The 12,862-nt window shown below is 43.8% G+C and carries 12 protein-coding genes; 5 read left to right on the top strand and 7 right to left on the bottom strand.

The genetic code is table 11. The annotated features are described in order from the left end of the window. Window positions 1-21 precede the first annotated feature (21 nt). From IE164_RS02060 to IE164_RS02070, 3 genes are read left to right on the top strand one after another with little or no spacing between them, the layout of a single operon-like run. Window positions 22-2,940 carry a serine hydrolase domain-containing protein gene (locus IE164_RS02060; RefSeq protein WP_189628521.1) on the top strand — a complete coding sequence of 973 codons (2,919 nt, stop codon included), beginning with the start codon at window positions 22-24 and terminating at the stop codon, window positions 2,938-2,940. A gap of 43 nt (window positions 2,941-2,983) precedes the next feature. After that, the gene (gene bshA, locus IE164_RS02065) at window positions 2,984-4,126 is read left to right on the top strand and encodes an N-acetyl-alpha-D-glucosaminyl L-malate synthase BshA (RefSeq protein WP_189628522.1); all 1,143 of its coding nucleotides are present in this window, start codon (window positions 2,984-2,986) and stop codon (window positions 4,124-4,126) included. Further along, entirely contained in the window at window positions 4,123-4,908 is a 786-nt protein-coding gene (locus tag IE164_RS02070) for an NAD(P)H-binding protein (protein ID WP_189628523.1), read from the top strand. The genes bshA and IE164_RS02070 overlap by 4 nt, the downstream gene beginning before the upstream one ends. Here the strand turns inward: IE164_RS02070 and IE164_RS02075 are convergent. From IE164_RS02075 to IE164_RS02100, 6 genes are all read right to left on the bottom strand, one after another. After that, window positions 4,905-5,060 carry a hypothetical protein gene (locus IE164_RS02075; protein WP_189628524.1) on the bottom strand — a complete coding sequence of 52 codons (156 nt, stop codon included), beginning with the start codon at window positions 5,058-5,060 and terminating at the stop codon, window positions 4,905-4,907. The genes IE164_RS02070 and IE164_RS02075 overlap by 4 nt on opposite strands. A gap of 152 nt (window positions 5,061-5,212) precedes the next feature. Then, window positions 5,213-5,635 (bottom strand): DUF1761 domain-containing protein, encoded by a 423-nt coding sequence (locus tag IE164_RS02080; RefSeq protein ID WP_189628525.1) that lies wholly within the window; start codon window positions 5,633-5,635, stop codon window positions 5,213-5,215. A 26-nt stretch (window positions 5,636-5,661) separates the two neighbouring features. Next, the gene (locus IE164_RS02085) at window positions 5,662-6,108 is read right to left on the bottom strand and encodes a hypothetical protein (RefSeq protein WP_189628526.1); all 447 of its coding nucleotides are present in this window, start codon (window positions 6,106-6,108) and stop codon (window positions 5,662-5,664) included. A gap of 47 nt (window positions 6,109-6,155) precedes the next feature. Continuing rightward, a complete protein-coding gene (locus IE164_RS02090; RefSeq protein ID WP_189628527.1) occupies window positions 6,156-7,049 on the bottom strand; it encodes a MerR family transcriptional regulator in 894 nt (297 codons plus the stop codon). 73 nt (window positions 7,050-7,122) lie between these two features. Then, a complete protein-coding gene (locus IE164_RS02095) occupies window positions 7,123-7,869 on the bottom strand; it encodes an energy transducer TonB (protein WP_189628528.1) in 747 nt (248 codons plus the stop codon). After that, window positions 7,866-8,429: an RNA polymerase sigma factor gene (locus IE164_RS02100; protein ID WP_189628529.1), complete on the bottom strand. Its 564-nt coding sequence runs from the start codon at window positions 8,427-8,429 to the stop codon at window positions 7,866-7,868. Before IE164_RS02100 ends, IE164_RS02095 begins: the two co-directional genes overlap by 4 nt. 229 nt (window positions 8,430-8,658) lie before the next feature. Here IE164_RS02100 and IE164_RS02105 point away from each other — a divergent pair, with 229 nt between their 5' ends. Next, a complete protein-coding gene (locus IE164_RS02105) occupies window positions 8,659-9,756 on the top strand; it encodes a vWA domain-containing protein (protein ID WP_189628530.1) in 1,098 nt (365 codons plus the stop codon). Window position 9,757: 1 nt separating this feature from the next. Beyond that, window positions 9,758-11,281 (top strand): P-loop NTPase family protein, encoded by a 1,524-nt coding sequence (locus IE164_RS02110; protein ID WP_189628531.1) that lies wholly within the window; start codon window positions 9,758-9,760, stop codon window positions 11,279-11,281. A gap of 125 nt (window positions 11,282-11,406) precedes the next feature. Here IE164_RS02110 and IE164_RS02115 read toward each other — a convergent pair whose 3' ends face one another. Beyond that, window positions 11,407-12,801 (bottom strand): TlpA family protein disulfide reductase, encoded by a 1,395-nt coding sequence (locus IE164_RS02115; RefSeq protein WP_189628532.1) that lies wholly within the window; start codon window positions 12,799-12,801, stop codon window positions 11,407-11,409. Window positions 12,802-12,862: the final 61 nt, after the last annotated feature.

The following is a 12,862-nucleotide window of genomic DNA, read 5'->3' on the forward strand; positions in this document are numbered from 1 at the left end:
TACTAAAAGCCTAACGCCTTCATGTTTAAAAAAGTTATTCTACACCTTTTTGTTTGTAGCCTCTCTGTAAGTGCGCTTTCGGCACAAAAATTTTATCATACCATAGACACTGTAGCACAACAGGCCTGGGCCGATAGTGTATTTCAGTCGCTTAGCCCGGAAGAACGCATTGGGCAGTTATTTATGGTAGCGGCCTATTCCAACAGAGATCAAAAGCACGTAGAAGAAATACGCGGGCTCATCGAAGAGTACAACATTGGCGGACTTATCTTCTTTCAAGGAGGGCCATACCGTCAGGCTAAACTTAGCAATGAGTACCAGGCACTGGCCAAGGTACCACTGGCAGTAGCCATGGATGCAGAATGGGGTGTTGGTATGCGACTGGACAGTGTGTATGACTTTCCTAAACAAATGACACTTGGTGCTATTCGGGACAGAAAGTGGATTTACGAAATGGGTAAAGAAGTAGCCAATCAGTTCAAAATCATGAACATGCACATCAATTTTGCTCCGGTGGTAGACGTCAATGTAAACCCCAAAAACCCGGTAATTGGCTATAGATCTTTTGGCGAGACTAAAGAAGAAGTGGCCCTCAAAGGCATTGAGTACATGAAAGGCCTGCAACACCATGGTATTATGGCCAATGCCAAGCACTTTCCCGGCCATGGCGATACGGAGGTAGACTCTCATTATGATTTGCCGGTGATCACCCATTCGAAAAACCGAATGAGCGAAACTGAACTCTATCCTTTCAAAGCCCTTATGAACGACAGTCTAATGAGCGTAATGGTAGCTCATTTGCAAGTTCCTGCCTACGATAGTTCGGAAAACACACCCACTACTCTTTCTAAAAATGTGGTAACCGACCTGCTAAAGGGGGAACTTGGCTTTGAAGGCCTGGCATTTACCGATGCCATGAACATGCAAGGGGTAGCTAAATATTACGATGCAGGCGAAGCCGATGTAAAGGCTCTTCAGGCCGGAAACGATGTAATTCTGTTTCCTCTCGATGTACCCAAAGCCATAAAGCAAATACAAAAAGCCTTGAAAAAGGGCACCCTCACTCAGGCCATGCTCGATGAGAGGGTAATGAAAATACTTAAAGCCAAGTATTGGTTTGGCTTAAATGAGTATAAGCCCATTGATACAACTAACCTTAGCAAACGCATAAATAACGATTATGCCATTGCTCTGAACAAATTGCTCTATCAAAAAGCCATAACAGTTGTAGACAATAGCGATTTACTCATACCCACTATAAGCGTAGACAAAAAGTCGTTTGCCAGCATAAGTATTGGAGAAACTAATGCCGATGTTTTCCAGAACATGCTGAACAGGTACACAAAGGTTACCCCTTTGAGTTTTGACTCGCTCAGCAACCAGGCCCTAGACTCGGCTGCCCAATTTAGCCAGGTAATTATCGCCTATCAGGGCATAACCAACTCGCCACGCAACCAACATGGTGTAGACACTCAGACAGTAGAATGGATAAAGGCCTTACAGAAAAAGACCAATGTAATTGTGGTAGTAATGGGCAATGCCTACTCCCTCCAATATTTTGAAGGGGTTAAAAACCTGATTTGTACCTATGAAAACAATGATATTACGCAACAAGTAGCCCCACAAATAATTTTTGGTGCTTTGAGGGCAGAGGGCAAGCTACCCATTACGGCAGGTTCTAGCTTTAAAGCAGGTACTGGCATCGAAACACTCACCACCGGCCGGTTGAGCTATGGCCTTCCGGAAGAAGCAGGCATGAGTTGGGACTCACTGCGCAAAATTGACGGCTTGATTGAGCAAGCCATTAAAAACAAGGCCACTCCGGGGGCTCAACTACTCATTGCCCGAAAGGGTAAGGTGGTTTATGAAAAACAGTACGGTTTTCAAACCTACAACGAAGAGCGGCCTGTTGACCAGCATACCATCTACGATATTGCCTCAGTAACCAAGGTGGCCGCCACTACCCAAATCTTAATGCGTTTATACGATGAAAAGAAGCTGGACATTAATAAACCGCTGGGTTACTATTTGAAAGAACTAAAAGGCACCAATAAAGAAGGGCTTATTATACGAGATGTTCTTGCCCATCAGGCCGGCCTTAAACCCTACATCCCCTTTTGGGAGAAAACGGTTACCAAAGGACAGCTCAATACCGATTATTTTACGGATGCCCGGGGGCCAAGCCATAACTATCGTATACAGGAACACAATCTGCCCGTTTCGCTCAACGACTCCATTTGGAAATGGACCGTAGAATCGAGCCTGCGCGAGCTCCCCAAAAAGAAAAAGAAATACGACTACCTCTATTCCGACCTGGGTTATACCCTCATTTTTCGCCTTGTGGAAAAGTTAATCGATGAGCCGGTAGAAGACTACCTCATGCGCGAGTTTTATGCCCCTTTGGGAATGAGCCGTACTATGTACCAACCCCGAAGCAAGGGGTATTATAAAGATGTAGCCCCTACGGAAGTAGACTCTTATTTTAGAAACACCATAGTTTGTGGCGATGTGCACGACCAAAACGCCACATTAATGGGTGGCATTGCAGGCCATGCAGGCCTCTTTAGTACGGCAAACGACCTGGCCATCTTGTTGCAAATGAACTTGCAAATGGGATATTATGCCGGCAAAAAATACTTTGAGCCCTGGACTATACCCATCTTCACCACTCCTCAAAGTGTAGAAAACCGCAGAGGCATGGGTTGGGACAAACCCATAACGGGTACAGAAGAAGGCCCTACCAGCAAATTTGCCTCTGCAAGTACCTTTGGTCATACAGGCTTTACCGGTGCTGCCATTTGGGCCGATCCGGCCGAAGAATTGGTTTTTGTCTTTCTGTGCAACAGAACATATCCGGACAGCTCTAATTTTAAACTGATAGAAGAAAATATACGCACCAGAATACAAGACATGGTCTATCAATCCATTTTGGAACCTTAGGCACACTTTGTGAGTTTAACCACCAACTGCTTAGAGAAACTTAATGAAAATCGGAATTGTATGTTACCCCACCTTTGGTGGTAGCGGGGTTGTAGCTACTGAACTGGGCAAAGGGCTGGCTAAAAAAGGGCATGAAGTACACTTCATTACCTACTCTCAACCCACTCGCCTTGATTTTTTCAACGAAAACCTGTTTTACCACGAGGTAAATATTCGTTCTTATCCACTCTTCAAATACCCCCCTTATGAGCTGGCTCTAGCCAGTAAGATGGTAGATGTGGTAAAATTCGAAAAACTGGATTTACTTCATGTGCACTACGCTATTCCGCACGCCTCGGCTGCCGTTTTGGCAAAGCAGATATTAAAATCTGAAGGCATTGAAATTCCCATAGTAACTACCTTACACGGGACCGACATAACCCTGGTGGGTAAAGACCCTTCTTATGAACCGGTGGTTACATACAGCATAAACCTCTCTGATGGTGTAACTGCGGTTTCTGACGACTTAAAAAAAGATACCTACAAACACTTTAATATTCAGAGAGAAATTAAGGTAATCCCCAACTTCATCGATCTGGAAAAATTTCAGCGGCAGCGAAAAGATCATTTTAAAATGGCCATTTGCCCCAACGGAGAGAAGTTGATTGTACACACATCCAACTTCAGAAAAGTAAAACGGGTTGATGATGTGGTGAGAATATTTAAAAAAGTATCCGAAACCGTTCCGGCTCGCTTGCTACTAGTGGGCGATGGGCCCGAAAGAGGCCATATAGAAGGGCTTTGTCGCGAACTCGGAATTTACGATGAAGTACGGTTTTTAGGAAAACTAGAGGCGGTAGAAGAAGTACTTTCTGTAGCCGACTTATTTTTAATGCCTTCTGAAAAAGAAAGCTTTGGTTTAGCAGCTCTCGAAGCCATGGCCTGTCAGGTTCCTGTTATTTCTTCTAATGCCGGAGGAATTCCTGAGTTGAACATAAACGGTCAAACGGGCTTTACCTCTAACATTGGCAACATAGAAGAAATGACCCAAAATGCCTTGCACGTGTTGAGCGAAGAACATCTGGAAACGTTTAAGCGAAATGCTTTAGAAAGAGCTAAAGAGTTCGACATTGTGAAAATACTCCCTATCTATGAAGAGTATTATAGTCACATTGCATCCACCGTGTTTTCTGCGGCAGGCCAATGAAGATAGGCATTATAGGTTGTGGTTGGCTGGGGCTTCCACTGGCAAAGCACCTGGTGGCCTCAGGCCACTCGGTAACAGGCAGCACTACCAGCCAAAACAAACTCCCGATACTGGCAGCAGAGGGCATAGAACCTGTCTTGTTAAAGCTTGACCCTATGCCAGTAGGCGAACATTTTCAGAAGCTGCTATTGGCTGATGCCCTCATTATTAATATTCCTCCGGGGAGAAAAAAGAATCCTCCTCACTTCTATGAGGAGCAGATAAAGTACCTGAAATACATGCTGGCCAATAGCCCGGTTGAGCAAGTACTGTTTATTAGCTCAACCTCCTTTTATCCAAACACCAACGGTACCGTAAGTACCCGTACAGCCCCAGACTTTGCAAGAGGCTCTTCCCTGGCCGTAGTCCAGGCCGAAAAACAAATACAACAAATTGGACAACGCCTAACCATTCTTAGATGTGGGGGGTTAATGGGAAATGATAGAATTCCGGGTAAGTGGTTTGCAGGGAAGCACACCACCGGTAGAGATACTCCGGTAAACTACGTGCTCCAACAAGACGTAATTCGAGTAGTTACGGCTATACTGAACAAAAGCATTTCCCACGACCCTATAATGAATCTGGTTTCTCCCGAGCATCCAACCCGAAGGCAGGTTCACGAAGCCATGGCTCGCAAATACAATTTTGCACCACCTGTTTGGGAAGAACCGCATACAATACCTTTCAAAAGGGTGGAGAGTAATTTCAGCAATTTTGGTTTAAAATCGCCTTTGGAGTTTTAAGCAGCTTCTATCAGCTTCAAAAAAGCCTCCCCTTTCTTTAACTGCTGACAAGCCTTAATTTGATTGAGCCTCCTCTTAATTTGTTCGTACCGATCGAACTCTTGAATAGCTTCCTGAAAACCTCTTTGGTACACCTTGGGGGAAAGTACCATTCTTTTACCATTGACTGCCATCGTTTCTTAACTAGAATAAGCTGCTGAAAGTTTTCCTAGGCACTCAACGAAAGATTGGCAAAAAAAGGTTCAAAAGGGAAAAATAAAATAAAGGCCACCTGCAATTCATCCGTTACAGATGGCCAAAGTACTTATTGCCAGGCCGCCAGTATAACACCAACTATGGTATAAGCCACAATATGATAGCCTGAATCGATAAACATAAGAGCAGCCGACTTTTGAGCAAATAAATAGTTCATACAAATAGTGGGCAATAGAAAGAAAATACCCGTCATAGCGCCATACATAGCACCGGTAGAAACGGTCATCGGGTTGTTAGGATCTGTGCCAAAACCAAAAAAGAATATGGCCATACCCACAGAAATTATGAGGGCCAAAACAAACGAGATTCCAAAGGTTTTGCCCATGTTGGCATTCTTTAGTTCCTCTTCAGAAAGGCCAACGCCTTTTTGCCAGGCCTTACCGAAAATTGGGCCATACCAGATAGCCCCCAAGGCGAAAAATGCAACGGCCGCTACTACAACAGCCAGCCAATTAATAGCAGAAAAATCCATAATGATATGATTTAGTTAAAGATGATTCACTTTTTAATTTGAACACCCGAGTAAAAGTCGTCTGACTTACCATCGGTGTCCCAATCCAGGAAGCCTTCAAACAGCCCCTTCCCATCTTTCCACTCAAAATAATAGCTGGTCGTTAAGCCTTGAGAGGTTAAAAAAAGCGAATCACCTTTCAATGCCCACTGACCAGAGGTTTTCTGCAATAAAGTACCATCCAATTCGGTGTAAACCGACTCATAGGTTCCATCTGCCTTGTAAGTTGTGCGTATTGGTTGAATCTGAAGAATCTCTTCCCATTGACCGGCCGGCACAGAAAAAATTGAATCAGGTGTTCCGTCCAGCGCATCGATATCCACTCGCAACGACTCATTGTACCATTCGCCCAATAAGTATTCTTCACGGTTGTTGCTCGAACAGGCCGCTAGAACCAATGCCAGCAACCCTAGAAATTTTGACCTTTGACCCATTTCTAAAAATTTAGGGAATATACGGATTTCAGCCGATTATACCCTATTTAGTCCGTTAGCATTTCAATTAAGTCGTTCGCTTCAAGAATTAGCAGAACATTCTTTGGGTACTCCAACTCTTCCATAAAGTAGGGATTCCCGCTAATGAGAATTTGCTTATCGCCAAACTTCTCGGAGAGTTCATAAATATAAGCCTGAGTATCTAGTTTAGATGCCGGGGCTTTTACAAACGTAAATAGCACATCCGGCTTTGTGATCTGAGCCACTTGCTGCAAATCTTTGAATGGAATATCGGCCCCGAGATAGATACACTGCTTGCCTCTGTTTTTGAGAATGTATGTAAAAAGTAGAATGAGCAAGTCGCTAAATTCCGATTTGGGCAAAAACAGCAAATACTTCTCAGAAGACTTAGAGCGCACAATCAGAGAGTCTATGGCCACTATAATTTTCTGCCTTATGAGCTGGTATATAAAGTGTTCCTGGGCTGTAGAAACTTCTCCAATTCGCCACATTACACCAATTCTTTTGAGAAACGGATATATCACCTTAATGAGCACCTCTTCAAAACTGCGCTGCAAAAGGCTACTACTCATTATTTTTTCGAAACGTTGCTCATCTAACTCCAACATGGCCAAAACCAATTCATTGACGGCCGCATTCAGCATGTTATCTTCTTTGGAGTTTAGCCCCTTCCCGGCTACTTCTTTCAAATGCGCATTAAACTCGGCTCCGGTCATGGCGCAGATTTGCGAAATTCTAAAACCATGTTCGAGCAGGAGAGTTACATTGAGCAGGTACTTGAGCTGGTCTTCATCGTAATAGCGAATATTGGTTTCCGTGCGTTTGGGGGTAAGCAATTGATAGCGCTGCTCCCAAATACGTATGGTATGGGCTTTTATGCCTGAAAATTTTTCTAAATCCTTGATTGAGTACTTGATCATAGGTAGCTCCCAAGTGACAATATAGACAGAAGTCTACCTATTTATCAAGAAAATGGTAGGTTAGAGAAGCCTTCTACTTAATTTCAAACTTAATGTCGATCTGAAAAAAGCCCTCCTGGGGTTTACCGTTGTAGCTGGCCGGCCTCCATTTTTTATAGGATCTAATTACGCGTATGGCCTCAGAATCAAAAGCTTTACCCAGCGACTCCAACACTTTGAAGTTTTCCGTCTGTCCTTCTTCATTCACTTTAAAAAGAAGTTTCACATAACCCTGAATGGAATCTCCCAAGTGCTGAATAGGATACTTCAGCTGGCTATGGATATGGCTCATTAGTGCATCGGTATCTGGCAAAGGGCTAGCCCTAATGAGTATGTTCTTATCCACCAAATGATTGTCGTTCTGTGTAGGGCTTTGTCTGGGTATTTTTTTATTGCTTCGTATATTAGTTGCGGCAGGTACTGATGATAAGGTATCGGCCAAAACAGAAGGCTGAACTCCCGAACTATCGACAACCACTGGTTCTTCGGTAGCTACCGTATCTGCAGGGATCACAAAAGGCGTTTCGGTCATTATCTCCGGTTCGGGGGTTGTTTTTTGAAACAGCTCCGGATAAACCACATAGGTTGAAGTAGCCACTACAGCCACAGAAACCGTACTTACTACAGCCGATTTAACAGCTGCCGTACCTTTGAGTACTGCAGAAGTGATTTTAGCTCCGGCCAAAACCTTGGAGTTCGCCACCACCTTACCAAAGTTCATGGTGCTTTTAATTTCAGCCGGACTCGGCATCTTAGCCTTACTTACAAACTTGTACTTCATCGTGTACCTTGTCTAAATAACTTTTTCATTCGCTTCAACACCCTGTAAGTTCTGGTTTTGGCATTGCCTTCCGTGATATCCAAAATAAAGGCAATCTCCGCAAAGCTCTTTCCTTCAAAAAACCTCATTTCCACAAGTTCAAGATCTTTGGGTTTAAGTTTTTCCAGAATATCGGGCAACAGGGTAAGCCAGAGTTCTTTGTCGTTTTCTTCCAGCTCTATTTCAAAAGCAATATCATGCGTGGTGTAATTCTCCAGGCTCACCATCCTATTTTTCTGCTTAGCCCTAAAGTAGTCATAACAACAGTTAATGGCTATTCGGGTAATCCAGGCAGAAAACGGATAGCCTTTATATTCGAACTTGTGAATATTGGCCAAGGTCTTGCTAAAAGCCTCCGAGGTAATCTCGCCAGTTAGCTCCACATCCTGAACCCTGGCAAAAACCAACCGAAAAATCTGCTCATAGTACTTCTCATACAAGGGCTTAAAGTAGGTCTTGTCTTCCTTCGACTTCTCTATCAGCTCTATTTCAGTAAGCTCAGAATATTTTGTTTTGGTCAATGTCTCGATCAGGGTAGTAGAGTCTTCGTTTGAGATTTTGCTAGAATAACGCCCGCGCCATTAAAAGAAACAGTCGGTAAATAACTAATTGAGGTTGGTATTGCAGCCCCATGTTAGTAATATATGTTCAAGTTAAACCAAAAATGTAAGAGTGGCGTTGTGTAAGAACTCGAAACCGGAGCAGCACCCCTGTGGCTGCTCAAACAACCAATAGCGAAGACTAAAACTCATGAAGGGATATCGGTTCTCAAAATACATTCCTCAAAAAGCTCAGGGAGAATCTGCTTTCGATAATCTGCTGAATATTTTTCTGCAGCTAGTCAGTATTACCGGTGGCGATGTGGCTGAAGCTCTGGCCTGGTTGACCAACCTGGACAAACAGTACAACCTGACGGATGGCCAATATGGAATGGGTGATTTTATTGAAGACCTGAAAGACAAGGGATATATTACCGAAGAAAATCAGGAGGGTAAGTTTGAGGTAACCGGAAAAACCGGACAACAGATTCGAAAATCGGCCTTGGAAGAGATCTTTGGTAAGCTTAAAAAATCGGGCAAGGGGCAACATAAAACTAACTTTTCGGGTACTGGTGATGAACTAGGCACGGACAGAAGGCCCTTTGAGTTTGGCGACTCACTTCAGCAAATTGCCATGACCGATTCCCTGAAGAACGCGCAGATCAACCATGGGTTCGGAGACTTTTTAATGACCGAAAACGATCTGGAGGTAGTAGAAACAGAGTATAAAACGCAGACATCTACCGTACTGATGATCGATATCTCTCACTCCATGATCCTTTATGGAGAAGATCGTATTACGCCCGCTAAAAAAACAGCCATGGCACTGGCCGAACTGATTACCACCAAGTATCCAAAAGATACGCTCGATGTAATAGTATTTGGTAATGATGCCTGGCAAATAGACATTAAAGACCTGCCCTACCTGCAAGTAGGGCCTTACCATACCAATACAATTGCCGGCCTTGAGCTGGCCATGGATATTTTGAGGAGAAGGAAAAATGCCAATAAGCAGATTTTTATGATTACCGATGGCAAGCCTACCTGCATGAAGGTGGGTATTAAGTATTACAAAAATGCTTTTGGCTTAGACCCAAAAATTTTAAACAAAACCCTAAACCTGGCTACGCAATGCCGAAGGTTACACATTCCTGTTACCACCTTTATGATTGCTTCAGACCCATATCTGAAAGAATTTGTACAGGAGTTTACCAAAACTAACAACGGCAACGCCTACTACAGCAGCCTGAAAGGTTTAGGACATTTGATTTTCGAAGACTACAAACGCAACCGTAGAAAAAATTTCTAGCATGAACTACAAAGCATTGACCCCAGATAAATTACTGAAAATAAAGACCCTGGGCGAATTGAAGGCCGCTGGCTACCGCAGCCAGTCGGTGAAAGAAGAGTTAAGAGATAACCTGATTGACAAGCTGAGAAAAAAGGAGCCTACGTTTGAGGGCATTTGGGGCTATGAAGACACCGTAATCCCGGATATTCAACGGGCAATTCTCTCCATGCACAACATGAACCTTCTGGGTCTCAGAGGGCAAGCTAAAACACGCATTGCCCGACAAATGACTGAACTTCTCAATGAATACATTCCCGTAATAAAAGGAGCTGAACTGAACGATGACCCACTAATGCCCATTAGTAAGTTTGGCCGTGAGCAGGTGCTGGCCAACGGAGACAACACCGAGATAGACTGGTTACACAGATCCGAACGATATGCCGAAAAGCTAGCCACTCCTGATGTATCCATTGCCGACTTAATTGGAGATGTCGACCCTATTAAAGCGGCCTCTCTCAAACTCCCCTATTCTGATGAGCGCGTGATTCATTACGGACTGGTGCCGCGTTCGCACCGGTGCATATTTGTGATTAACGAATTGCCCGATCTTCAGGCTAGAATTCAGGTGGCCCTTTTCAATATTCTGCAAGAAGGAGATATACAAATTCGAGGGTTTAAATTACATCTGCCTCTGGATATTCAGTTTGTGTTTACAGCCAACCCTGAAGATTACACCAACCGAGGCAGCATAGTAACACCCTTAAAAGATAGAATTGATAGTCAGATTATTACACACTACCCAAAATCGAGAGACATAGGCAAGCAAATTACCGTACAAGAGGCGCGCATAAAGGCTCTTCAGAAAGAAATAGTGGTGGTAAACGAGCTGTCGCAAGACCTTATCGAACAGGTGGCCATTGAGGCCAGAAGCAGCGAATACGTAGACGAAAAAAGTGGTGTTTCGGCAAGACTCACTATTTCTGCCTACGAAAACCTAATTAGTGCTGCCGAACGAAGGGCTCTCCTAAACAATGAGCCACAGACTTATGTAAGGGTTTCTGACTTCATAGGCATTATACCGGCCATAACAGGAAAGGTAGAACTTGTTTATGAAGGAGAACAAGAGGGAGCAGGCCTGGTGGCTCATAGCCTGGTGGGTAAAGCCGTTCGCACTTTGTTTACAGATTATTTTCCTAAACCGGACGATAAAAAAAAGGAACAAAAAAGTAATCCGTACAAGAGCATTATCGACTGGTTTGGAGAAGGTTACACACTAGACCTTCCCCATGATTTGAACCAAACAGAGTACGCAAAAGCCCTAAAGGCAATACCCGGCCTGCAGGAATTGGTAAAGAAACATCACCCTAAGGCAAACAAGCATGAACAACTTTTTCTAATGGAATTTGTGCTGCATGGTTTGGCCGAGTACAGTAAACTCAGCAAGTCTCCATTGGATACCGGCACACGATTCAAAGACCTGCTCAGCAGCATGTTTTCAATGCCCGATTTTGATGACTTTGACGAGGACGAAAACGATAACTAAGGCATTGGCATAAAACGAGGCTGCCTCAAAAGCTTCAAGACTCGTTATTCTGAACTTGTCTACCAACAGGCAAGCAAGTTGAGGATGACGCTCACATGGCTTTTGAGGTAGCCTCTTTCTTTTATTTACGGAGACATGGCCTTGTCTAGTCCCACTCCTCTTAGCTGTTGAATTTCATTGTAGATAATATCTCCTGAAGATGGCCGCGAAGCCTGGGAGTTAAAAATCCTTCCCTCTTTGTCTACAAGTATATACCTCGGAATGCCCTTGATTTTGTACAGGTCAGTGATAGACGTATCCCAACCCTCACCGCCAAAGAGGTTAACACCTTTGTCAATCTCATACTTTACCACATCTTTCTCCCACTTTTCCTTAGCTTTTGGGTCATCGATAGAGACATACAGCCAAACCACATCATCGGCATCTTTCAAGCGCTCTTTTAGTTTCTTGGAGCTGGGAAACTCGGCAATGCAAGGCCCACACCAGGTAGCCCAAACATCTATATACACCACTTTCCCTTTAAAATCGCTCAATGAAACCTCTTTGCCCTCTATGGAGGTATATGTAAAATCGGGAGCCGGCTGCCCCTTTCTGAGTGGCTCCCATGAAGCATAGAGAGGAATAATTTCATCAGCTACTTCTCCATTGGGATAATTGGCCAGAAACTCCTCTTTAACCTCCCAGGCCCCATCAATACCCAACGACATCAGCAATTGACTTACATAAGAGCCCAATATGTATTCTTTAAACTTAGGCGGAATTTCTGCATTATCGCGAGTGCGTTCGTAGAGTTTTACCCAGTTGGATTGGTCGCTATACCAAGGCACCTCCTCTGTCCCAAGATCGGCAGCGCTGTGAGTAACATACCCGGAAATAAGATTACCAAAAGTCAATGACACCACTGCGCCATCGTCCATTTTAAAGGCCTGTTCATATCGGTCTTCTATAGGAGCTTTAAATTCCGGATCCTCAGGTTTTTTAATTCTGTAATTATAGTAACTCTCAAAAGAGCCAAGTTGCATAATATATCTGGCCCAGGCATCGGCCATCATTGCTGTTTTAAATTCACCTGTCACCTCAGTACTCTCCGCAATCAGGTTTTCCTTTTTGACCTTCACTTCGTGCATTGCCGATTGAAACTCTTCCCATGGCAGAGAATATATACCATGCTCCAGCTCTTTTTCAGAGACCGCCTTTTTCAACGAATCGTCCAGAAGACTCATCTGATCCATTAGTTTCATAAAAACAGCTCCATCGCCATCATAGCTAAAGTCAAATTCGTCTTCTTGCTTATTCACTTTCAAAACCAGGTCTTTGCCCGGCTCTAAATACAAAACCTTAAAAAACTCACCTCCCAGCACAACCATTTTAGGGCCCTTCAGAGGTATGGAAATGTGCTGATCATTAGCTCCTTCCTCAAAATGAAACTTAATCTCCGGCTCGGCCATAAAGCTCGATGCCAGCCGCACATAGTATTCTTTTTTAGGGTCTGCTTCTTCTACCTGAATGATAAGTGTCATTTCATTCTTAGGTTTGTGCTGGCAGGCCGAAAAAATCAAAACGATCAGTATAAAAAATAGG

Origin of the sequence: Roseivirga thermotolerans, assembly GCF_014653175.1 — a bacterium.
Lineage (GTDB): Bacteria > Bacteroidota > Bacteroidia > Cytophagales > Cyclobacteriaceae > Roseivirga > Roseivirga thermotolerans.

What these genes read in the sequence shown, in the direction of transcription:
- IE164_RS02060 (WP_189628521.1), top strand. Translation starts at nt 22, where the DNA reads ATGTTTAAAAAAGTTATTCTACACCTTTTTGTTTGTAGCCTCTCTGTA.
- bshA (WP_189628522.1), top strand. Translation starts at nt 2,984, where the DNA reads ATGAAAATCGGAATTGTATGTTACCCCACCTTTGGTGGTAGCGGGGTT.
- IE164_RS02070 (WP_189628523.1), top strand. Translation starts at nt 4,123, where the DNA reads ATGAAGATAGGCATTATAGGTTGTGGTTGGCTGGGGCTTCCACTGGCA.
- IE164_RS02075 (WP_189628524.1), bottom strand. Translation starts at nt 5,060, where the DNA reads ATGGTACTTTCCCCCAAGGTGTACCAAAGAGGTTTTCAGGAAGCTATT.
- IE164_RS02080 (WP_189628525.1), bottom strand. Translation starts at nt 5,635, where the DNA reads ATGGATTTTTCTGCTATTAATTGGCTGGCTGTTGTAGTAGCGGCCGTT.
- IE164_RS02085 (WP_189628526.1), bottom strand. Translation starts at nt 6,108, where the DNA reads ATGGGTCAAAGGTCAAAATTTCTAGGGTTGCTGGCATTGGTTCTAGCG.
- IE164_RS02090 (WP_189628527.1), bottom strand. Translation starts at nt 7,049, where the DNA reads ATGATCAAGTACTCAATCAAGGATTTAGAAAAATTTTCAGGCATAAAA.
- IE164_RS02095 (WP_189628528.1), bottom strand. Translation starts at nt 7,869, where the DNA reads ATGAAGTACAAGTTTGTAAGTAAGGCTAAGATGCCGAGTCCGGCTGAA.
- IE164_RS02105 (WP_189628530.1), top strand. Translation starts at nt 8,659, where the DNA reads ATGAAGGGATATCGGTTCTCAAAATACATTCCTCAAAAAGCTCAGGGA.
- IE164_RS02110 (WP_189628531.1), top strand. Translation starts at nt 9,758, where the DNA reads ATGAACTACAAAGCATTGACCCCAGATAAATTACTGAAAATAAAGACC.
- IE164_RS02115 (WP_189628532.1), bottom strand. Translation starts at nt 12,801, where the DNA reads ATGACACTTATCATTCAGGTAGAAGAAGCAGACCCTAAAAAAGAATAC.